Origin of the sequence: Sphingomonas sp. HMP6 (genome assembly GCF_013374095.1) — a bacterium.
Taxonomy (GTDB): domain Bacteria; phylum Pseudomonadota; class Alphaproteobacteria; order Sphingomonadales; family Sphingomonadaceae; genus Sphingomonas.
Window position 1 is genome coordinate 1,786,229 of record NZ_AP022672.1, and the last position, 20,517, is coordinate 1,806,745.

The following is a 20,517-nucleotide window of genomic DNA, read 5'->3' on the forward strand; positions in this document are numbered from 1 at the left end:
CGAAGCCCCGCTGGCGTCGGCTTCAGCCGCTCTTCCGTCCCGAGGCGCGCACCACCGGCGCCTTCGGCGCAGGCTTCACCGGGGCCAGCGTCGCAGGCGGCAGTACGGCGACTGGCGGTGGCGGCGGTGCATACGCCGGCGGCGAATCCGCGCCGATATAAGCGTGCAGGATGCGCGACGGATTGAGCGGCGGCTCGCCCCGCGCGATCGCATCGACATAGTTCATGCCCGAGATGACGCGGCCGAAGATCGTGTATTTGCGATCGAGCTTCAGCGTGGGATTGAACACGATGAAGAACTGGCTGTTCGCGCTGTTCTCGGCCTTGGTCACTTCCTCGACCGTGGCGCCCTCGGCCGATCCTTCGCGCGCCGCCGATACGGCACCGCGTACGTGCGGCAGGAAATTGAACTCGGCGGCCAAATCGGGCAGCTTCGATCCGCCCGTGCCGTCGCCCTTGGGGTCGCCGGTCTGCGCCATGAAGCCTTCAATCACGCGGTGGAACAGCAGACCGTCATAGAAATGCTGCCGCGTCAGCGTCTTGATCCGCTCGACCATCTTTGGCGCGGCATCGGGACGCAGCCAGATGACGACCCGGCCACCCGTCGACAGATCGAGATAGAGCAGGTTTTCCGGGTCGGTCGCCGATGGCACCGGCGGACGGCCCGCGGTGGTCGTAGTCGCCGCAGTCTGCACCGGCTTCGGTTTCTTGGCGGCAAAGGCAGGCCCCGCAAGCAGCGCGAACAAAGCGATAAAAAGGGTAAAAAAGCGCATGAGTCCCCGCAGGTACGGCTGGTGGTGAACGGTCGCTTAGACCAACTGGCGGCTTGCGCCAAACTGAACGTGTCGCCGCCAAAGGCGACGGAATTAGGGCCAGGCCGATCCGGCCCCCGATCCGCCCCCGCTCAGACGCTGCCCTTGCGCCCGATCTGCTGGACGCGCGCGGCCACCTCGACGGCAATCGTCGATGTCACGAACCGGTCGATCGGTCCGCCATAGAAAGCAATTTCCTTGACCAGGCGGCTGGCGATCGGCTGCAGCGAGACGTCTGCCATCAGGAACACCGTCTCGATCCGCGGGTTGATCGCGCGGTTCATGCCGGTCAACTGATACTCATATTCGAAATCGGTCACGCCGCGCACCCCGCGCAGGATCGTGCTCGCGCCCTGCGCCTCGGCGAAATCCATCAGCAGCGAATCGAACCCGACGACGCTGACGCCGGAGATTCCTGCCGTCTCGCGCTCCATCATCGCGATCCGCTCACCGGCCGAGAACATCGGCGATTTCGACGCATTGGTCGTAACCCCAATCACCAACCGGTCGACCAGCGTCGCGCCGCGCCGGATGATGTCCATATGCCCCAGCGTCACCGGATCGAACGTGCCGGGATAGACGCCCACCCGCTCGCCGCCGGGCTTGCTCAACGATCACGCTCCAGCGTGAAGCGCGCGATATCGCGAAGCAGATCGGCTTCCGGCCCGAAATGCTGGAGGTGTTCGATCGCTTGATCGACCAGCATCTCCGCCTGCGCCCGCGCACGGTCTAGCCCGAGCAGCGACAGGAAGGTTTCCTTGCCGGCCTCGCCATCCTTGCGCAGCGCCTTGCCGACCGCCGCCTCGTCACCCTCGGCATCGAGCAGATCATCGACGATCTGGAAGGCGAGCCCCACGTCGCGGGCATAACCGCGCAGGCCCGTGCGCCCCTCGGGCGGCACCTTGCCCAGAATCGCCCCCGCCTCAACCGAGCAAGCGATCAGCGCACCGGTCTTCATCGCCTGCAACCGGGTGACGGTCGGCAAATCGAAGCTCGACTTCTCGGCTTCGAGGTCGAGCGCCTGCCCGCCGGCCATGCCGGTGGGGCCTGCCGCGCGGGCGAGGTCGAGCACCAATTCGCTGCGCACGAACGGGTCGGCATGCGTCACCGGGTCGGACAGGATTTCGAACGCCAACGCGTGCAGGCAATCGCCCGCCAGGATCGCGGTCGCCTCACCAAAAACCTTGTGTACCGTCGGCTTGCCGCGGCGCATGTCGTCATTGTCCATCGCCGGCAGATCGTCATGGATCAGCGAATAGACATGGATGCACTCGATCGCGGTCGCCACCCGGCCCGCGCAGTCGCGGTCGACCGCAAACAGCCGTGCAGTCGCGAACACCAGCAGCGGGCGCAGGCGCTTGCCGCCCCCGATCGCGGCATGGCGCATCGCACGATACAGATCGGCGCGCGGGTCCTCGGGAACTGTCAGGAACAGGTCGAGCCGGCGGTCGATATCGCTGGCGACGTCGGCCATGGCCGCATCGAGCGACGGGGAGACAAGCGTCACGCGATCAACCTGCGACAAAGGGCTGCGTGCCGATGGCCCGGCCCTCCCCATCGGCACGGATCGCTTCGATCCGGGCCTGTGCCGCATTCAGCCGATCGTCGCAGCGACGTCGCAGCCGGTCTCCGCGCTCGTACAGCGCGATTGCTTGGTCGAGTGGTGCCTCACCACTCTCTAGCCTTGACACGATCCCCTCCAATTCTTTCAACGCCGCTTCGAACGTCAGCTCTTCAATCGGTATGTCCATGACGCAGCTATGCGGCAGGCAAGCGTTTGGGGTCAAGGATACGCTGGCCTTACTGTGCGTTTGTCGCGCGACACTGATCAGGAACCATACCCAATGTTCACCAGCATCGATCCCGCCACCGGCACGCCGGGGGCCTCCTTCGCCGAACTCACCACCGCCGAGCTCGAAACCAAAGTGCAGCGCGCGCACGACGCGTTCCGCGCCTGGCGCATCACCGACCATGCGACGCGAACCGACTTGCTGGAGCGGATCGCCGAGCAGTTCGACGCCAACGCACACCGCCTCGCCGAGATCGCCACGCGCGAAATGGGCAAGACCCTCAAATCCGCGCTGGCCGAGGTCGAGAAATGCGCGGCCGGCTTCCGCCATTATGCGCAGGAAGGCCCGGCGATGCTGGCACCGCGCGAATTCCCCGGCGGCACCGCGACCTGGCATCCGCTCGGCGCCGTGCTCGCGGTGATGCCGTGGAACTTCCCGTATTGGCAGGTGGTGCGCTTCCTCGCGCCGACGATCATGGCGGGCAATGTCGGCCTGTTGAAGCACGCGTCCAACGTCCAGGGCGTCGCCGCCGCGATCGAGGAAATGGTCATCGCGGCGGGCGCGCCTGCGGGCCTGTTCCAGAATTTGCCGATCAAATCGGACAAGGTCGCCGCGCTCATCGCCGACGACCGCATCGTCGCGGTGACGCTGACCGGCAGCGAGGGCGCGGGCATGCAAGTCGCCGAGGCGGCAGGCCGCGCGCTGAAAAAGGTCGTGCTCGAACTCGGCGGATCGGACCCGTTCATCGTCATGCCCTCGGCCGATCTCGATCTGGCGGCCAAGACCGCAGTGACCGCGCGAATCCAGAACACCGGCCAATCCTGCATCTGCGCCAAGCGGATGATCGTCCACGCCGACGTGTATGATGCGTTTCTGGAGAAATTCGCGGCTGGCATGAAAGCCGTCGTCGCGGGCGATCCGATGGAGTCGGTCACCGACATGGGCCCCTTGTCGAGCGCGGCGCAGCGGCAGACTGTGCTCGACCAAATCGCGATGATCGAAGCCGAGGGCGGCAAGCTGCTGCTGGGTGGCGAAGCGCTCCCCGGTAAAGGCGCGTTTATGTCGGCCGGCATCCTAGTCGATGTGCCGATCGACCATGCGGTCGCGCAGGAGGAACTATTCGGCCCCGTCGCGATGCTGTTCAAGGCCGACGACATCGACGCCGCGATCACCCTCGCCAACGCCGTCCCGTTCGGCTTGGGCTCCTCGGTCTGGACCAACCACGCAGACGAACGCGCCCGCTTCGAACGCGACATCGAAGCCGGCATGATCGCCGTCAACGCGATGCTGGCGAGCCAGCCGCACGCCCCGTTCGGCGGCATCAAGCGCTCAGGGCATGGGCGGGAACTGGGTCCCTACGGCCTGCACGAATTCATGAATTTGAAGACCGTGCTGGGGTGACGCGGGGCGGGACGAGTGTGTGCTTTTCGTAGATTCCAGCCCATCTTTTCCACGATGCAACGGACCAGAAGCAGACTTTCGCTCCCTCTTACAGACCGTTCGCAGGAGCGTAGGATTCGTAAAAGTAGGAAGACTCGTCGCCAAGGTCGTGCTTAGAGATTTTAAATGACCCACAAACTATCTTGACAGAGCGCGGTTTCAATCGGGCAATTTCCCTATTAAATGCCCGTGCCCAGTTGAGCCGTGTTATTCCGCACTTGGAGTATGGGGGCTCTGCGTCGTCCATGTATTGCTCTGAAGTATAAAGTTCTTTTAACAATTTGGACTGCACGAATTCGACACTATTTGTCGTTAGACCGGGCGAGCAGTCACCTCGCGATGTGGGCTCGATCCCCGGCACGCGCCAATGGGATTGATAGCCATTATGATTGAAGATAAAAACCCTACTATCGCCGTCCCGAACAGAACGACGCGCGGCTTCTGTCGCGGTACCTCGCATGTCGTGCATGCAAACTGCATAGGAAACTGAAGAATTTTTATTCGGGGCGCCGCGCGGCATATTTGCACTGCGGTTGTTCGGTGCGCTTCCGTAGTCACAGCCAGCACACGCCAAAAAGGCTAGCCCGTAAAATTCACGAGGCTGTTGGTTTTGGGGTTTTGCGCGGTTCGGATGTGGGCTCTCTCGGCGCAAGGCGCACCTGATCACGACGCCTGTTTCATCGCGGGTTTTCGAGAGGTTTGCGGAGCTTCTGGACGGGGGCGGTGTCGGCGGCACGGCCGCACTGGCTAGGTCGGCGCCGGGCAGAGGGCGCGAGCGATCTGCCGGAACGTATCCGCCTCGGGGCAAGCGCTGGCGAAGGCGATGCGGATGCGGGTGGCGGTTTCGATGACGCGGGCGGCGAGCTTGATCAGGCGCAGCCGGATGGTGGCGAACTCGGCGGTTCGCAGCGCGGCAGTCGCAGGCATCGCGTGGCGCAGCTTCCACATGAGCCAGTAGGCGGCAGTATGCAGGATCAGGCGCATCTGATTGGCGTTGGCGCTGCGGCACGAGGTGCGGTCGCTTTTGAGCTGCGCTTTGTGCAGCTTAATCAGGTTCTCGGCCTGACCACGGGCGCAATACAGCGTGTCATAGATCCGCTCTGCGCTGCCGTCCTGAAGCGAAGTGACGACGAAGCGGATATCGAGCCCGAGCGTGCTGGCCTCGATGCGCGCCACGACCCGGCGTGTGGCCTCCCCCCAGCTCTTCGCGGCGTAGCGCGTCTCGGCATAGCGGCGCAGTTCGACTAATTTGCGCACCGCGCGGTCAGTCGCGCAGGCATCACCTTGGGTCACGATGACGGGATCGGCGTGCAGCGCTCGGTTGCCCGGCAAGCCAAAAATATAGTCGACGCCGTTGGCCTCGCACCACGCCATGATCTCGGGTCGGCCGTAGTGGCCATCGCCGCGCAGCGTGATCGCGGTATCAGGCCAGTAGCGGCGGATACGGCGGATCAGCCGCCGGACATGTCCGGCGACTTCGGCGCCCGAGGGGGTCTTGCCGGTGCGCAACAGCATCGCCACCGGGCGGCCCGTCGCCGTGTCGTAAACGTGGATCGGCAAAAAGCACCGCTCACCGTAATGGCCATTCCAAAAGGACAGCTGCTGCGCGCCGTGAACAACATTGACCGTGTCGTCGATGTCGAGCGTGACCGCCGCTGGCGGCGCGGGATAGCTCGCGCAGTAAATATCCACCAACGCCCCCGTCAGGCGCACCAGCTCGCGCGTCGTCGGGGCGTTTTCCCAGCGACACATCGTCGGTTGGCTCGCCAGGCCAACCGGTCCTTCGGGACATTTGCCCAGGGCCAGCTTGAAGCCCGGGTCATGGCGCAAGGCATCGAGATCGTTGGCATCCTCGTAGCCGCAAGCAATCGCCAGCATCCGAGCGCGCAGGATATCCGCCTTGCCGTGGATGACGCGGCTTTGGTCGCGCGGATCGGCAATGCAGGCGGCGAGCCGATCGGCAATCCCCATCTGCCGCTCGGCCTGACCGAGCAGCAGCACGCCGCCGTCCGACGTCAACCTGCCGCCGTCAAAGGCAGCAGACACTTTCTTGCGACCAATGGCTGGAAAGCCAAAGCAGGCTCGCTTATCGTCGCTTTCGGCGGATGTAGGCTGTGGCATTTTTTGCCTCGTGGCAGGACTGGTTTAGACACCCATATTCCTACTGCAAAGCAAAGGCTTACGCTACATCCGCCAACCCAAAATCACCCCCCCGGTGAATTATCCGGGCTAGGAGGGCGACCGCCAGATTACTATCGACTACTGAGTGGTGGCGCAAACTCATTTGCGTGAGCTTATCAAACAACCGGATTACGGCAAGCCTTGAGGACTGATGCAAGGTATAGGTTGGGCGAAAGCGGAAGTCCGGCGACTGTCCTACACCGCAAAAATTTGCGACACTGCCCGCTCGGCTCTTTCTCATCTTCAACCCCGCGTTCCACACGAATGCTGTTCGTCGCCTGCCGCTACGCCCCTCCACAACTGGCGGAAGCAACCGGTTTACGCCTAACCTTAGCCTGATCTATTCACCGGCAGCGTTTCTCAGCCGATGGGTCAGCGCAGGCGTCGTGTAGCCGCAGGCAGGGCGCATGGGTCCCAAGCGCCTGTCTCATCGCGGGTTCACAGTTTGGGGCGGAGTTGATGGGCGGGGTTCGTTTGGCGGCCACTGCCGCATCGATCATGGTCCCGTGGTGCGCAAGTTGAGCGCGATGGATCGGAACAGCGCGGCATCGGGACAGGCGCTTGCGAAGGCGATGCGGATGCGGCTGGTGGTTTCGACGACGCGCGCGGCGACCTTGAGCAGCCGCAGGCGGATGGTCGCGAACTCGGCGGTGCGGAGCGTGGCGGTTGCGGGCATAGCGTGCCGCACGGCCCACATCAGCCAGTAGGCGGCGGTGTGAAGGATGAGCCGCATCTGATTGGCGTTGGCCGAGCAGCAGGAGGTTCGGTCGCTCTTCAGCTGCGTTTTATGCAGCTTGATCAAGTTTTCCGCCTGGCCGCGGGCGCAGTAAAGCGTGTCATAGATCCGTTCAGCGCTGCCCTCGGCAAGCGAGGTGACAACGAGGCGGATGTCGAGGCCGAGGCTGCTCGCCTCGATGCGAGCAACGACGCGACGTTCGGTATTCCCCCAGGTTTTCGCAGCGTAGCGCGTCTCTGCGTAACGCCTTAGTTCGACCAGTCCCTGCAATGCCCGGTCGGTCGCGCAGGCATCGCCTTCCCGAACGATGACGGGATCGGCGTGGAGCGTGCGGTTGCCGGGCAGCCCGAAGATGTAGTCGATTCCGTTCGCCTCGCACCAGGCCATCGGCTCTGGCCGACCGTAATGACCATCGCCGCGCAGCGTGATCCGGGTATCGGGCCAGTGGCGACGGATACGTCGCACGAGCCGGCGAACATGGCCGGCGACTTCCTTGCCCGACGGCGTTTTGCCGGTGCGCAGCAGCATCGCAACCGGCCGCCCGGTAGCGGTGTCGTAGACATGGATCGGCAGGAAGCAGCGCTCGCCGTAGTGGCCGTTCCAGAAAGAGAGCTGCTGCGCGCCGTGTACGACGTCGACGGTATCATCGATGTCGAGCGTCACCGCCGCAGGTGGCACGGGGTAGCTCGCGCAATAAAGGTCGACCAGCGTACCGGTCAGACGGATCAACTCGCGCGTAGTCGGCGCGTTTTCCCACCGGCTCATCGTCGGCTGGCTGGCCAGCCCGAACGGATCACCCGGCAGTTTGCCGAGCGCCAGCTTGAACCCTGGATCATGCCGCAGGGCGTCGAGATCATTGGCGTCTTCATACCCACACGAGATCGCGAGCATGCGGGCGCGCAAGATGTCGGCGACCCGGTGGATCACCCGACCCTGATCGCGCGGATCAGCGATGCAGGCGGCGAGCCGATCCGCGATCCCCAACCGCCGCTCGGCCTGTGCGAGCAGTAGCACGCCGCCGTCCGACGTCAGCCGACCGCCGTCGAACGCGGCGGTGATTTTTCGACCACGAATGGCTGGGAAGGTGAAGGAGAACCCACTATCGTCGGCCATGGCGGTCGTGGCACTTTCTGTCTGGAGCAGAGGGATGGCGTAAGCACCCTTTCTCTACTCCAAACCAAAGACTTAGACCACGATCGCCACCACCGATTATCGCTCCCGATGAATAATCCGGGTTAGCCTAACCTTCCGCGCTAACCTACAGCGTCAGCACGATCTTCCCGACATGATCGCCCGCCTCCATCCGCGCATGCGCGGCGGGGGCTTCCTCCAGCGGGTAGGTGCGGTCGATCGCCGGCTTCAACCGCCCGGCCTCGACATGCGGCCACACCATCCGGTGCAACTCGTCGGCGACCATCGATTTGAACGCGGCGTCCCTTGGCCGCAGCGTCGATCCGGTCAGCGTGAGCCGCCGGCGCATCACCTCGAAGATCGGGATCGTCGCCATCAGCCCGCCCTGCACCGCGATCGACACGTGCCGCCCGTCATCGGCCAGACACTGCAAATTGCGCGGCACATAGTCCCCGCCGACCATGTCGAGCACCGCCGCGCAGCCCTTCCCGTCGGTGATCTCCGCCACCCGCGCCACGAAATCCTCGGTCTTGTAATTGATCGCATGCGCCGCGCCCAGGCCGCGCGACGCCGCGCACTTCTCGTCCGATCCCGCCGTTACGATCACGCGCAGCCCGAAGATCGTGCCCAAGGCAATCGCCATCGTACCGATCCCGCTGGTGCCGCCATGCACCAGCACGGTATCGCCCTCGGTCGCGTAGGCGCGTTCGAACAAATTGGTCCACACGGTGAACAAGGTCTCGGGAATGGCCGCCGCCTCGATCATCGACAGCGCCTCGGGCACCGGCAGCACCTGTCCCGCCGCCACCGCGACATATTCGGCATAGCCGCCGCCGCCGAGCAGGGCGCACACCGGCTGCCCGGTCATGTCGATCGCCAGATCGTCATGCTGCGCAACGACCGTGCCGGCGACTTCCAGTCCCGGGATCGACGGCGCGCCCGGCGGCGGGGCGTAGCCGCCCTTGCGCTGCAGCACGTCGGGCCGGTTGACCCCCGCCGCCGCCACACGGATCAGCACTTCGCCAGGGCCGGGCACCGGCACCGGCCGATCGACCACGCACAGCACCTCCGGTCCACCGGGGGCCGCGGGATCGATCGCGCGCATCGTTTTGGCTATTCCGTCCATCGGTCGCGCGCCTCGTTTTACCTGTCACTACGTACGGCGCCTTATTGACATGGGGCCGCGTCGGGTCAACGATCGTGTCCATGGACCTCGACGAGTTTCTCCCGAAAAATGCGGGCGATCCGCTCGCTGCGCTGATCGCGCAGGACCTCGACCCGTTGTCGGTCAAGGAACTGGACGCGCGGATCGCGGCGCTCGAAGGCGAAATCGCGCGAACCCGCCGAAAAATGCAGACCGCCGTAACGCACCGCGCGTCTGCGCACGATCTGTTCAAGTCATGACGAGGGTGCATCCGGGAGACAGGAAATCCGGATGCGGTTTTCAAGTGCTTGTCACACCGGACTTGGCTTCCGACATAGGCGCAAAGGGTCGCGCGTCCCCAGCGACCCGCATGGAGTAAAGAACCGATGCCATCCTTCGCCTCTGCGCTGGAAACCACGCTTCACAAGGCGCTCGAAGCGGCCTCCTCGCGCCGCCACGAATATGCGACACTCGAACATCTGCTGTTCGCGCTGATCGATGATGAACATGCGTCGAAAGTGATGGAATCGTGCGGCGTCGATACCGCCGAGTTGACCACGACGGTCCGCCATTATCTCGATACCGAGCTTGAGGCGCTGAAGGTCGACGCGGCCACCGACCCCTCCCCCACCAGCGGGTTCCAGCGTGTGGTCCAGCGCGCCATCCTCCACGTCCAATCGTCGGGCCGCGATGAAGTGACCGGCGCCAACGTGCTGGTCGCTTTGTTCAGCGAGCGCGAGAGCTACGCCGTTTATTTCCTGCAGCAGCAGGACATGAGCCGCCTCGACGCGGTCAGCTTTATCAGCCACGGCGTCGGCAAGGGCGGTGCCGGACCCGAAGCCGCGGCGCCCAAGGGTGCGGAGGAAGAGAAGCCGCAAAAGGTCGGCGAGAAGGGCAAGAGCGAGAGCGCGCTCAAGCAATTCTGCGTCGATCTCAACGAGAAGGCCAAGAAGGGCAAGGTCGACCCGCTGATCGGCCGCGGCCCCGAGGTCGATCGGACCGTTCAGATCCTGTGCCGCCGATCGAAGAACAACCCGCTGTATGTCGGCGATCCCGGCGTCGGCAAGACCGCGATCGCCGAGGGCCTTGCGCGCAAGATCGTCGAAGGCAACGTGCCCGAAGTGCTGCTGCCCGCCGTCATCTACTCGCTCGACATGGGCGCGTTGCTGGCGGGCACGCGGTATCGCGGTGACTTCGAGGAGCGGCTCAAGGCCGTCGTGACCGAGCTCGAAAAGATGCCCGACGCGATCCTGTTCATCGACGAGATCCACACCGTGATCGGTGCCGGCGCGACCAGCGGCGGGGCGATGGACGCCTCGAACTTGCTCAAGCCCGCGCTGTCGGGCGGGACGATCCGCTGCATCGGCTCGACCACGTACAAGGAATTCCGCAACCATTTCGAGAAGGACCGCGCACTTCTGCGGCGCTTCCAGAAGATCGACGTGAACGAACCGACGATCGAGGACACGATCAAGATCCTCACGGGTCTGCGCTCGGCGTTCGAGGATCACCACAAGGTGAAATACACCCCCGACGCGATCAAGGCCGCAGTCGAGCTGTCGTCGCGCTACATCAATGACCGCAAGCTGCCGGACAAGGCGATCGACGTGATCGACGAGGTCGGCGCGATGCAGATGCTGGTGCCGCTCGCCAAGCGTAAGAAGACGATTACCACGCGTGAGATCGAGCAGGTCATCGCCACGATGGCGCGCATCCCGCCGAAATCGGTCTCGACCGACGACACCAAGGCGCTCGAATCGCTCGAAACGGATCTCAAGCGCGTCGTTTTCGGGCAGAATGCCGCGATCGAGAAGCTCGCCTCGGCGATCAAGCTCAGCCGCGCGGGCTTGCGCGATCCGGAGAAGCCGATCGGCAATTATCTGTTCACCGGGCCGACCGGCGTCGGCAAGACCGAAGTCGCCAAGCAGCTTGCCCACATCATGGGCATTCCGCTCCAGCGCTTCGACATGTCGGAATATATGGAGCGGCATTCGGTCTCGCGGCTGATCGGCGCGCCTCCGGGCTATGTCGGGTTTGACCAGGGCGGTCTGCTTACCGACGCGATCGATCAGCAGCCGCATTCGGTGCTGTTGCTCGACGAGATCGAGAAGGCGCATCCCGACCTGTTCAACATCCTGCTGCAGGTAATGGACAACGGGCGGCTGACCGACCAGCACGGCAAGACGGTCGATTTCCGCAACGTCATCCTGATCATGACGACCAACGCGGGCGCGTCCGATATGGCGCGCGAGACCTTGGGCTTCGGCAACCTCACCCGCGAGGGCGAGGATGAGCAAGCGGTCCAGAAGATGTTCACGCCCGAGTTCCGCAACCGCTTGGATGCGATCGTGCCGTTCGGTTATCTACCGACCGAAGTGGTCGCGCGCGTGGTCGACAAGTTCATCCTCCAGCTCGAATTGCAGCTGGCGGACCGCAACGTCCACATCAATCTCGACGACGAATCGAAGGCGTGGCTCACCACCAAGGGCTATGACAAGCTCTACGGCGCACGACCGATGGGCCGCCTGATCCAGGAGAAGATCAAGCAGCCGCTCGCCGAGGAGTTGCTGTTCGGCAAGCTCGTCCATGGCGGCGAGGTGACGGTGAAGATGAAGGAGGGCGCCCTGTCCTTCGAAATCACGCCCGCCCCGCCCAAGAAGCCCAAGAAAAAGGGCGCGTCGGCCAAGATCGACAAGGACACGACCTCAGCCAAGTAGAATCACCTTCTCGGATGGGCCCGGTGCGACAGCGTCGGGCCCATCGTGCGTTTGGCGGTCGGTTACGGACCGGGCACGGTGTTTACCATCTATTGGGAAACGGCGGGCTATGACGCGATATGCACCGAGCCCTTTTTTCCAATATCTTAGCCGTTCTGATCGCGGGGATCGGTGCCTTGACGGCGCGCCCGGCACAGGCGCAAATCGATTTTGTCGGGGAGCCGGTTTCGCTCTGCGTCGCCCGTGCGGAGCCGGGAATGACGCCAGCCGCGCTGCTGGCCGGCCAGGCGCGGTTCGATTGCAGCTCGCGGCAGACCAGCCTGGGACCGGGCAATTTCTGGGTGCGCAGCGGACCTGTCTCGCGCTCCGGGCCGCTCCGCATCCGCTCGATGAGCGTGTGGCAGCAGCGAGTGACGCTTTATGCGCAATATGCAGATGGTGCAGTCCTTGCGGAGGCCATCGATGATCATGCGGCAAGCCGGCACATTGTGCTCGGCGCGATCCTAGAACAACCCCTTCCAGCGCGGCCGGCTCCACTCGTGCGGCTGCTTTGGCATGTCGAAGGCTCGCCCAATTTGCGCGCTATCGTGCGCGAACCGCGGATCGCGACTCCGGCCGAGAGCGAACGCTTCAATCTGGCAATGAGCGCAATCTATGCGGGCTTCGCCGGCCTGTGCATCACCCTGCTATGCTATAATTTTGCGGTGTGGACAGCACTTCGGCACCGCTTTCAGCTTGCCTATTGCGCGATGGTGGCCGGCCTCCTGATGTACGCTTTCTCGACCTCGGGCGCGCTTGCCTGGGCTTGGCCGGCGATCGCCAATACCGATCGCATCCGCCTCAATTATCTAACCCTCGGCCTCTCCTCAATCGCGGCGTTCGCCTTCGCCCGCGCCTTTTTCGAACCGCGCGTGTTCTCCGGACGGTTCGGTCGAATCGCGGTTGTAACGTCGGCCACAATGCTGGCCGCGACGCTCGCTTATGTTCTGTTTGCGCAATATGACGTGCATCTGTTCGACACGCTCTACTGCTGGGCCTTCGTCGGGCAAATCGCGGTGATCCCGCCGATCCTGTGGCGCGCCTGGAAATTGCGGAGCAACTATCTGTGGCTGTTCGCCGTCGCATGGGCAGCACCGATCGGCTTAGCCTCTTTGCGGGTCGCCAATTCGATCAATCTGATCGGGAGCAGCTTCTGGCTCGACAATTCGACCATTCTGTCGATGTCGCTGGAGGCGCTGTTGTCCAGCCTCGCCATCGCCTACCGCCTGCGCCTGTTGAGCGCGGAGCGGGACGAGGCACGCGACGGCGAGATTGCTGCCCGTTTGCTCGCCGATATCGATCCGCTGACCGGCTTGCTCAACCGCCGCGCTTTCCTGACGCAAGCGATCGGCCGCGACGGCGAGCAAATTCTGATGATCGCCGATCTCGACCATTTCAAGCGGGTGAACGAAACGATCGGTCATGACGGCGGCGACGAAGTGCTGCGCGTGTTCGCCCGCACGCTGCGCCAGGCACTGCCACCCGAGGCACTTGTCGCGCGGATCGGGGGCGAGGAATTTGCCATTGTCTTGCCCAGCGCGGTGGCGGCCGAACCCAGTGAAATTCTCGCCCGGCTGCGCGGCGGTCGTATGCCCTATGATGTCGCCGTCACCGCCAGCATCGGCACGTGTCGCGGGCCATTGCTGCGCGAAACCGACTGGAAAGCGCTCTACGCCTGTGCCGATCGTGCGCTGTTCGAGGCGAAAAGTGCCGGGCGGGACCGGGCGCGCGGTCGCTCCCTGCCGGACCGGCTGGCTGCGTAACGGTCTTGCCCGGCACGGCGATTCACGATACAAGAATTGTGTTAGGAAACGCTCATGCGTAATCGTCGGATCATGATCGGAATGTTCGCATTGCTCGCGATGGTAGCGGTCGCGCGCCACCCGAGCGCCGATATCCGCATCCTGACTCATGACGCATCGGATCCCACGCCGCATCAGGTCATGGCAGCACTCGATCTAGGCCTGGTCGCGGTGTCGGTTCTCGTCACTTGGACCGGCGAACACATTCGCTAGCCTTGCGAGCAAGCGATTGCTTGCTTACACCTGTGTCAATGAACTCTCCCGAGGCCATTTGGCGCACATCCTATCGTCACCCCAACCCGTGGGACAGCGCGTTTCCGCCGCAATCGATGGTCGATTTGTTCGATGATTCCTGCGCGCGGATGGGCAAGGCGCCACTGATCGACTTCCTCGGGCGCCGCTACAGCTTTGCAGATACCCAAGATGGTGCCAATCGCGTTGCCGCAGGACTGACCGCGCTGGGCTATGGACCGGGCGACCGGATCGGCCTGTTCCTGCCCAACGTCCCGCACTATCTGGCGGCCTATTACGGCATCCTGAAAATCGGCGCGACGGTGGTGAACTTCTCGCCGCTCTACACCGTCGCCGAGCTCGAGCATCAAGTCGCCGATTCGGGGACCAAACTGCTGTTTACGCTGTCGGCGACTGCGCTGTTGCCGACAGCACTCAAAGTGCTCGACGGCAGCACGCTCGAACGCCTGATCGTTGGATCGATCGCGGGTGCGCTGCCGACGTCAAAGTCGATCCTGTATCGCCTGTTCAAGCGCAAGGAGGTCACCCCCCGCCCGCATGACCCGCGCATCATGGCCTTTTCGAAACTGATCGCCAACGACGCGGCGCACCCGCAAGCAACCATTGACCCTGACCGCGACGTTGCGCTGATCCAATATACCGGCGGTACCACCGGCACGCCGAAGGGCGCCATGCTGACGCATCAGAATCTTTCGGCCAATGCGCGCCAGGTCATGGCGATCGACCCCGAGCCGGGCAAGCCCGACCGCATCCTCGGCGTGCTGCCGCTGTTCCACGTCTTCGCCAACACCTGCGTCCTCAACCGCACTGTGCTGAACGGCGGCTGCATCGTGATGCTGCCGCGCTTCGAGGCCGGCGCGGTGCTCGCCGCGATCGATCGGACCAAGGCGACCGCGCTGCCCGGCGTGCCGACCATGTACCAGGCGCTGCTTGATCACCCTAAGATCGGTTCGACCGATTTCTCCTCGCTGCGGGTGTGTATTTCGGGGGGTGCCCCGCTCGCGGCCGAATTGAAGGCAAAGTTCGAAAGCGTGACCGGCGCGACCGTGGTCGAGGGGTACGGCCTGTCGGAGAGTTCGGGCGTGTTGTCCGCCAATCCGTATCAGCAGGAAGGAAAGACCGGCACGATCGGCCAGCCGATCCCCGGTACCTATCTCCGCTTGGTCGACAAAGCCGACCCGACGCAGGATCCGCCCGCAGGCGAACCCGGCGAGATCGTCGCGATGGGCCCGCAGATCATGAAGGGCTATTGGGACCGCGCCGATACCGATGCCGAGGTATTCGTGACCAACGCCGCGGGCCGCTGGCTGCGGACCGGCGATGTCGGGACGATCGATGCGGACGGCTTCGTCAAGATCGTCGATCGGTTGAAGGACATGCTTTCGGTCTCGGGCTTCAAGGTCTTCCCGAGCCAGATCGAGGCGCTACTCCATCGCCACCCGGCGGTGAAGGAGGCGATGGTGATCGGCCTGCCCGATGCCTATCGCGGCGAGCAGCCGCGCGGCTATGTCACGCTCAATGACGGCGCGAGCGTGACGAGTGCGGAGCTGCGCGACTGGCTCAACCCGCAACTAGGACGGCACGAACGCGTCGACGAGGTGGTGATCCGCCTGACCATGCCGAAAACAATGATTGGCAAGTTGAGCCGCAAGGATTTGATCGCCGAGGTGATGGCGGAGGCGAATGTCTGACGTCCGACTTGATCCTGCATGAACATGCGCAGTCGGGGAATTGCTACAAAATCCGCCTCCCCTCACCACGCTGCGCTTCTGGCAGGCGTTTGTGGGCGAGGAGCGGGTGAGCGACCCGCAGCTTGCGCAAATTTCGCCAAACAAGCGCCGGGCGAAGCGGCACCCGCGCTCATGGACGCGCACCTCGTAAAACGGCCTTTCTGGCGCCGGTCGCTTCACCGTCGCCGACATCGCGTTTTACGCCTACACGCATGTGACCGAAGACGGTGTCTTCGCGCTGCGGCATTATCCCGCGGTGACCGCATGGCAGGCGCGGGTGGCTAAGCAGCCGAACACATCCGATGTGACACTTGCGTGAAGGCCAACGATTCCGATTGTAACAATCTGCGGCCATAGCCTCGAAGCATTCAACGACTTCGGGGTGTCGCGATGAATGCAGTAACCAAGATCGATCTGACGGGACTTGCCGGCGCCACGATCGCCGATTTCGGCGATTTCGCCAATTCGCAGCCCGTCATCCCCGAACGCGCCACGACCGAACGGCGTCGGTACCGCACGATCTGGATTTCCGACATTCATCTTGGCACGCGCGGCTGCAATGCCGAGATGCTGATCGACTTTCTCGACCATGTCGATAGCGAGCGGATGTATCTGGTTGGCGACATCATCGACGGGTGGCGGCTGAAGAAGAAATTCTACTGGCCCGTCGCGCACAACGACGTGGTGTGGCGCCTGCTCAAGCGCGCCAAGCGCGGGACCGAGGTGATCTACATTCCCGGCAATCACGACGAAGTGATGCGGCAGTTCACCGGGCTCGACTTCGGTGGGGTCGCGATCCGGCACAAAGCGATCCACGAAACCGCGGACGGTCGGCGCCTGCTGGTACTGCACGGCGATGAATTCGACGCGATCACGCTTGCGCATCGTTGGCTGGCGCATGTCGGGGATGTGGCGTATGAATTCATGATGGGTCTGAACCGCTGGGTGAACGCGTACCGACGCACTTTCAACCTGCCTTATTGGTCGCTGTCGAAGCACGCCAAGGCCAAGGTTAAGAACGCGGTGCAGTTCATTTCGAATTACGAGGAAATCGTGGCGCAGGCCGCTGGCGCGCGCGGGGTCGACGGCGTGGTGTGCGGGCACATCCACACCGCCGAGTTCCGCGATATTGACGGGATCGAATATTATAACGACGGCGACTGGGTGGAGGGTTGCACCGCCCTGGTCGAACATTTCGACGGTCGCATGGAATTGCTCCACTGGGCCGACGAAATCGCCGCGCGGGATGCGTCCCGGCCGATGGCGAAGATCGAGATGATGGCGGCCTGACCGGGGTGCGCATCGCGATCGCCACAGATGCGTGGAGCCCCCAGGTGAACGGGGTGGTGCGCACGTTGCAGGCCGTGCGCGCGGAACTCGAACGCCAAGGGCACGACGTTCTGATCGTATCGCCCGACCAATTTTATTCAGTGCCGTGCCCGACCTATCCGGAAATTCGCCTGGCCTTCGCCAGCACCGCAAGCGTCGGCAAGATGCTCGCCGATTTCGCCCCGAATGCGATCCATCTCGCAACCGAAGGGCCGGTGTGCCTCGCCGCGCGGCGCTGGTGCCTGACCCGGGGGTTTCCCTTCACCACCGCCTATCACACGCAATTCCCTGATTACGTATCGGCGCGCACCGGCGTGAACCCGGAATGGGTATGGCGCTACATCCGCTGGTTCCACTGGCCCGCGCAATCGATCCTCGCCTCGACCCCGTCGATCGCCGCGACGCTCAAGTCGCATGACCTGACGCGGATCCGACATTGGGGCCGCGGCGTCGATCTTTCTACCTTCTCGCCCGATCTCTCCCCCCACCCCGCCATCGCCGCGCTGAAAGCGGCGGGCAAAGGGCCGATCCAACTCTATGTCGGCCGCGTCGCGATCGAGAAGAATATCGAGGCCTTCCTTAATGCGACCCATCCAGGCACCAAGGTGATCGTCGGTGACGGGCCAGCGCGCGCCGCGCTGACCGCGCGCTTCCCCGATGCGCATTTCCTCGGGCCGCTGTTTGGGGACGAGCTCGCCGCAGCCTATGTGGCGGCGGCTGTCTTTGTTTTCCCGAGCCGGACCGACACGTTCGGGCTGGTGATGATCGAGGCGCTGGCGTGCGGCACGCCGGTCGCGGCATTCCCGGTAACCGGGCCGGTCGATGTGCTGAACGGCACGGTCGGCGCCATGGATGAGGACCTCGCCGTTGCGATCGCGACAGCGCTCACCCGCAACCGCGCCGCCTGCGCCGCTTACGGCCAGACCTTCACCTGGGAGGCAAGCGCGCGGCAATTCCTGGGTGCGCTGGTGCCCGTCGATCATCCCGAGGCGATTGCCGCTTAGCGCCCCCAACCCGCGCTTGCCCTCGTCGCGCAACCGCACTACACCTGACGCCAGCACAGTGGCCGCTCCGAGAGGGGCGGCCCTTTCCGTTTCTGAAGGAGTTTCCCGTGGCCCAGCCGCTCATGCCGCATGCGACCGCATCGTGGCTCGTCGACAATACCGCGCTCAGCTTCGAACAGATTGCCGAGTTTTGCGGGCTGCACATCCTGGAAATCCAGGCAATTGCCGATGACACCGCAGCGACCAAGCTGACCGGGCGCGACCCGATCCGCGCGCACGAACTGACGCAGGACGAAATCGACAAGGGTCAGGCCGATCCCGATTATCGCCTGCAGATCCTGAAAGGACCCGAGCAGGTCCGCCGGACCAAGGGCCCGCGCTACACGCCCGTGTCGAAGCGTTCTGACAAGCCCGACGGCATTGCCTGGATCATCCGAAATCACTCGGAAATCACCGACGGCGCGATCAGCAATCTGATCGGCACGACGCGCACCACGATCGCCGCGATCCGGGATCGCAGCCATTGGAACATCGCCAACATCACGCCGAAGGACCCGGTCACGCTCGGCCTTACGACGCAGCGCGAGCTTGACGCCGCAGTCGCCAAGGCAGCGAAGGCGGCGGGCCTCGAAGCGCCCGTCGACACGCGGCTCGAGGGCGATCGCGAGGCGCTCATCACGGAACTGCGCGCACAGCGCCTGCAACTGGCACGCGATGCCGAAGCCGCCGAGAATGGCGAGCTTCCGGGCGCACCCGCCGAGCCGACCGCAGAGACGCTGTTCAAGCGGTGATTTCGGACTGACGCCCTCCCCTCCCTGGAAGGGAGGGGAGGAAATACAATGAACGAAAATCCCCGCATCGCCTTCACCATCCACGCGACCGACGGTCCCGCCCGCACCGGCGAGATTGCGATGCGGCGTGGCATCATCCGCACGCCCGCCTTCATGCCGGTCGGCACGGTCGGCACGGTCAAGGGCATGAAGCCCGCCGATGTGCGCGCGTCGGGTGCCGACATCATCCTCGGCAACACCTACCATCTGATGCTACGCCCAGGGGCCGAGCGGATGGCGCGGCTTGGCGGGCTGCACGGCTTCATGGGGTGGGATCGCCCGATCCTGACCGACAGCGGCGGCTATCAGGTGATGAGCCTCAGCGACCTGACCAAGCGCGACGAGAACGGCGTCACCTTCAAGTCGCACATCGACGGGTCGCGCCACACGCTCAGCCCCGAGCGCTCGATCGAGATCCAGCGACTGCTCGGATCGGACATCGTGATGGCGTTCGACGAGCTGGTGCCGACCACCTCCACGCCCGAGGTTCAGGCGGCGGCGATGGCGCGCTCGATGCGCTGGGCGAAGCGGTCGCGCGACGCGTTTGATAGTGGCGGTGCACATGCCGAGAACGCCGCGATCTTCGGCATCCAGCAAGGCGCGCTCGACCGGACGCTCCGCGGCGACAGTGCGGCGGCGCTGATCGACATCGGCTTCGATGGCTATGCCGTCGGGGGCCTCGCGGTCGGCGAGGGGCAGGAGGCGATGTTCGGCTGCCTCGATTTCGCGCCCGGGCAATTGCCGGCAGACAAGCCGCGCTATTTGATGGGCGTGGGCAAGCCCGACGACATCGTCGGTGCAGTCGAACGCGGGATCGACATGTTCGATTGCGTGCTGCCCACCCGCTCGGGCCGGACCGGTCAGGCGTTCACGCGCAACGGCCCGATCAACATCCGCAACGCCAAGTTCGCCGAGGATGAGGGTCCGCTCGATCCGGCCTGCGCCTGCCCGGTATGCGCCACCTGGTCGCGCGCCTACCTTCATCACCTCGACCGTGCGGGCGAGCTGCTTGGCGCAATGCTGATGACAGAACATAATCTCTATTTCTATCAGGCCTTGATGGCCGATCTGCGCGATGCCATTGTTGCGGGAAGGCTCACCACCTTCGCGGACGCGTTCCGGGAGGCGTATAAGAGCCGGAACGAGAGAGAGTGATGGCCGAAAAAATCAACGAGATCGAAGCCGCCGCGCGCGAGCACAAGCGCGTCCGCGATGCCGCCGAAGCAGCCGTCGCCGCTGGCGCGAGAGCCCAGGAGAATTGGCCGGTGGTGCCGATCGCGATCGGCGTCGGCGTCGGATCGGCTGCCTTAGCGGCGGCATTGCTCTACGCGGGGCGCGGGCGAAAGAAATAGCCGTCGGCTGCTTCACCGGCAGCGTCTTACGCAATTAGTACTGAGCAAATCCGTTCGGGCTGAGCTTGTCGAAGCCCTCCGTGCCACAAATAGTGCCGGACGTGATGCACGCAGCCCTTCGACAGGCTCAGGGCGAACGGGATCAGCGGCGCTGTACCGAGAACGCCCCGTGTCCTATCCGATTGACACGGCGCACCTGAGCGCGACACACTGGACTCATCCGATTTCC

The 20,517-nt window shown here is 64.1% G+C and carries 18 protein-coding genes; 11 read left to right on the forward strand and 7 right to left on the reverse strand.

The window, feature by feature from the left end:
* Positions 1 to 22 precede the first annotated feature (22 nt).
* The 4 genes from HMP06_RS08915 to HMP06_RS08930 all read right to left on the reverse strand — a co-directional run bounded on the left by HMP06_RS08915 (position 23) and on the right by HMP06_RS08930 (position 2,562).
* A complete protein-coding gene (locus HMP06_RS08915; RefSeq protein ID WP_176496773.1) occupies positions 23 to 772 on the reverse strand; it encodes a peptidylprolyl isomerase in 750 nt (249 codons plus the stop codon).
* A 131-nt stretch (positions 773 to 903) separates the two neighbouring features.
* Positions 904 to 1,422 carry a pantetheine-phosphate adenylyltransferase gene (gene coaD, locus HMP06_RS08920; RefSeq protein ID WP_176496774.1) on the reverse strand — a complete coding sequence of 173 codons (519 nt, stop codon included), beginning with the start codon at positions 1,420 to 1,422 and terminating at the stop codon, positions 904 to 906.
* Positions 1,419 to 2,285: a polyprenyl synthetase family protein gene (locus tag HMP06_RS08925; RefSeq protein ID WP_443026511.1), complete on the reverse strand. Its 867-nt coding sequence runs from the start codon at positions 2,283 to 2,285 to the stop codon at positions 1,419 to 1,421. The genes coaD and HMP06_RS08925 overlap by 4 nt, the downstream gene beginning before the upstream one ends.
* Positions 2,286 to 2,322: 37 nt before the next feature.
* Positions 2,323 to 2,562 carry an exodeoxyribonuclease VII small subunit gene (locus tag HMP06_RS08930; RefSeq protein ID WP_176496776.1) on the reverse strand — a complete coding sequence of 80 codons (240 nt, stop codon included), beginning with the start codon at positions 2,560 to 2,562 and terminating at the stop codon, positions 2,323 to 2,325.
* Between the two features lie 93 nt (positions 2,563 to 2,655).
* On the opposite strand from HMP06_RS08930, the gene HMP06_RS08935 reads away from it, so the two are divergent.
* Positions 2,656 to 4,002: an NAD-dependent succinate-semialdehyde dehydrogenase gene (locus tag HMP06_RS08935; protein WP_176496777.1), complete on the forward strand. Its 1,347-nt coding sequence runs from the start codon at positions 2,656 to 2,658 to the stop codon at positions 4,000 to 4,002.
* A gap of 786 nt (positions 4,003 to 4,788) precedes the next feature.
* On the opposite strand, the gene HMP06_RS08940 is transcribed toward HMP06_RS08935, so the two are convergent.
* From HMP06_RS08940 to HMP06_RS08950, 3 genes are all read right to left on the reverse strand, one after another.
* Positions 4,789 to 6,162, reverse strand: coding sequence for an IS1380 family transposase (locus HMP06_RS08940; RefSeq protein ID WP_176496778.1), 1,374 nt, complete (start codon positions 6,160 to 6,162; stop codon positions 4,789 to 4,791).
* Positions 6,163 to 6,718: 556 nt separating this feature from the next.
* Positions 6,719 to 8,071 (reverse strand): IS1380 family transposase, encoded by a 1,353-nt coding sequence (locus tag HMP06_RS08945; RefSeq protein WP_176495742.1) that lies wholly within the window; start codon positions 8,069 to 8,071, stop codon positions 6,719 to 6,721.
* Positions 8,072 to 8,216: 145 nt separating this feature from the next.
* Positions 8,217 to 9,215: an NAD(P)H-quinone oxidoreductase gene (locus HMP06_RS08950; protein WP_176496779.1), complete on the reverse strand. Its 999-nt coding sequence runs from the start codon at positions 9,213 to 9,215 to the stop codon at positions 8,217 to 8,219.
* An 80-nt stretch (positions 9,216 to 9,295) separates the two neighbouring features.
* Here HMP06_RS08950 and HMP06_RS08955 point away from each other — a divergent pair, with 80 nt between their 5' ends.
* The 10 genes from HMP06_RS08955 (at position 9,296) to HMP06_RS09005 (ending at position 20,288) form a co-directional block, all read left to right on the forward strand.
* Positions 9,296 to 9,493, forward strand: a complete 198-nt coding sequence (locus HMP06_RS08955) for a DUF1192 domain-containing protein (RefSeq protein ID WP_176496780.1) — start codon at positions 9,296 to 9,298, stop codon at positions 9,491 to 9,493.
* Between the two features lie 126 nt (positions 9,494 to 9,619).
* Positions 9,620 to 11,950, forward strand: coding sequence for an ATP-dependent Clp protease ATP-binding subunit ClpA (clpA, locus tag HMP06_RS08960; protein WP_176496781.1), 2,331 nt, complete (start codon positions 9,620 to 9,622; stop codon positions 11,948 to 11,950).
* 119 nt (positions 11,951 to 12,069) lie between these two features.
* Positions 12,070 to 13,752, forward strand: a complete 1,683-nt coding sequence (locus HMP06_RS08965) for a GGDEF domain-containing protein (RefSeq protein WP_176496782.1) — start codon at positions 12,070 to 12,072, stop codon at positions 13,750 to 13,752.
* 54 nt (positions 13,753 to 13,806) lie between these two features.
* Entirely contained in the window at positions 13,807 to 14,004 is a 198-nt protein-coding gene (locus tag HMP06_RS08970) for a hypothetical protein (RefSeq protein ID WP_176496783.1), read from the forward strand.
* Between the two features lie 38 nt (positions 14,005 to 14,042).
* Complete coding sequence (locus HMP06_RS08975) at positions 14,043 to 15,734, forward strand: AMP-binding protein (protein WP_176496784.1); 1,692 nt, start codon at positions 14,043 to 14,045, stop codon at positions 15,732 to 15,734.
* A gap of 429 nt (positions 15,735 to 16,163) precedes the next feature.
* Entirely contained in the window at positions 16,164 to 17,063 is a 900-nt protein-coding gene (locus HMP06_RS08985; protein ID WP_176496785.1) for a UDP-2,3-diacylglucosamine diphosphatase, read from the forward strand.
* A gap of 5 nt (positions 17,064 to 17,068) precedes the next feature.
* On the forward strand, positions 17,069 to 18,106 hold the full coding sequence (locus HMP06_RS08990; protein ID WP_176496786.1) for a glycosyltransferase family 4 protein: 1,038 nt from the start codon (positions 17,069 to 17,071) through the stop codon (positions 18,104 to 18,106).
* 107 nt (positions 18,107 to 18,213) lie between these two features.
* Positions 18,214 to 18,897, forward strand: a complete 684-nt coding sequence (locus HMP06_RS08995) for a DUF1013 domain-containing protein (protein WP_232089934.1) — start codon at positions 18,214 to 18,216, stop codon at positions 18,895 to 18,897.
* A gap of 48 nt (positions 18,898 to 18,945) precedes the next feature.
* A complete protein-coding gene (gene tgt, locus HMP06_RS09000; RefSeq protein WP_176496787.1) occupies positions 18,946 to 20,091 on the forward strand; it encodes a tRNA guanosine(34) transglycosylase Tgt in 1,146 nt (381 codons plus the stop codon).
* A complete protein-coding gene (locus HMP06_RS09005) occupies positions 20,091 to 20,288 on the forward strand; it encodes a hypothetical protein (protein ID WP_176496788.1) in 198 nt (65 codons plus the stop codon). The genes tgt and HMP06_RS09005 overlap by 1 nt, the downstream gene beginning before the upstream one ends.
* Positions 20,289 to 20,517: the final 229 nt, after the last annotated feature.

What these genes read in the sequence shown, in the direction of transcription:
- HMP06_RS08935 (WP_176496777.1), top strand. Translation starts at nt 2,656, where the DNA reads ATGTTCACCAGCATCGATCCCGCCACCGGCACGCCGGGGGCCTCCTTC.
- tgt (WP_176496787.1), top strand. Translation starts at nt 18,946, where the DNA reads ATGAACGAAAATCCCCGCATCGCCTTCACCATCCACGCGACCGACGGT.
- HMP06_RS08945 (WP_176495742.1), bottom strand. Translation starts at nt 8,071, where the DNA reads ATGGCCGACGATAGTGGGTTCTCCTTCACCTTCCCAGCCATTCGTGGT.
- HMP06_RS08970 (WP_176496783.1), top strand. Translation starts at nt 13,807, where the DNA reads ATGCGTAATCGTCGGATCATGATCGGAATGTTCGCATTGCTCGCGATG.
- HMP06_RS08975 (WP_176496784.1), top strand. Translation starts at nt 14,043, where the DNA reads ATGAACTCTCCCGAGGCCATTTGGCGCACATCCTATCGTCACCCCAAC.
- clpA (WP_176496781.1), top strand. Translation starts at nt 9,620, where the DNA reads ATGCCATCCTTCGCCTCTGCGCTGGAAACCACGCTTCACAAGGCGCTC.
- HMP06_RS08950 (WP_176496779.1), bottom strand. Translation starts at nt 9,215, where the DNA reads ATGGACGGAATAGCCAAAACGATGCGCGCGATCGATCCCGCGGCCCCC.
- HMP06_RS08955 (WP_176496780.1), top strand. Translation starts at nt 9,296, where the DNA reads ATGGACCTCGACGAGTTTCTCCCGAAAAATGCGGGCGATCCGCTCGCT.
- HMP06_RS08925 (WP_443026511.1), bottom strand. Translation starts at nt 2,285, where the DNA reads ATGGCCGACGTCGCCAGCGATATCGACCGCCGGCTCGACCTGTTCCTG.
- HMP06_RS08965 (WP_176496782.1), top strand. Translation starts at nt 12,070, where the DNA reads ATGCACCGAGCCCTTTTTTCCAATATCTTAGCCGTTCTGATCGCGGGG.
- HMP06_RS08915 (WP_176496773.1), bottom strand. Translation starts at nt 772, where the DNA reads ATGCGCTTTTTTACCCTTTTTATCGCTTTGTTCGCGCTGCTTGCGGGG.
- HMP06_RS09005 (WP_176496788.1), top strand. Translation starts at nt 20,091, where the DNA reads ATGGCCGAAAAAATCAACGAGATCGAAGCCGCCGCGCGCGAGCACAAG.
- HMP06_RS08985 (WP_176496785.1), top strand. Translation starts at nt 16,164, where the DNA reads ATGAATGCAGTAACCAAGATCGATCTGACGGGACTTGCCGGCGCCACG.
- HMP06_RS08930 (WP_176496776.1), bottom strand. Translation starts at nt 2,562, where the DNA reads ATGGACATACCGATTGAAGAGCTGACGTTCGAAGCGGCGTTGAAAGAA.
- HMP06_RS08940 (WP_176496778.1), bottom strand. Translation starts at nt 6,162, where the DNA reads ATGCCACAGCCTACATCCGCCGAAAGCGACGATAAGCGAGCCTGCTTT.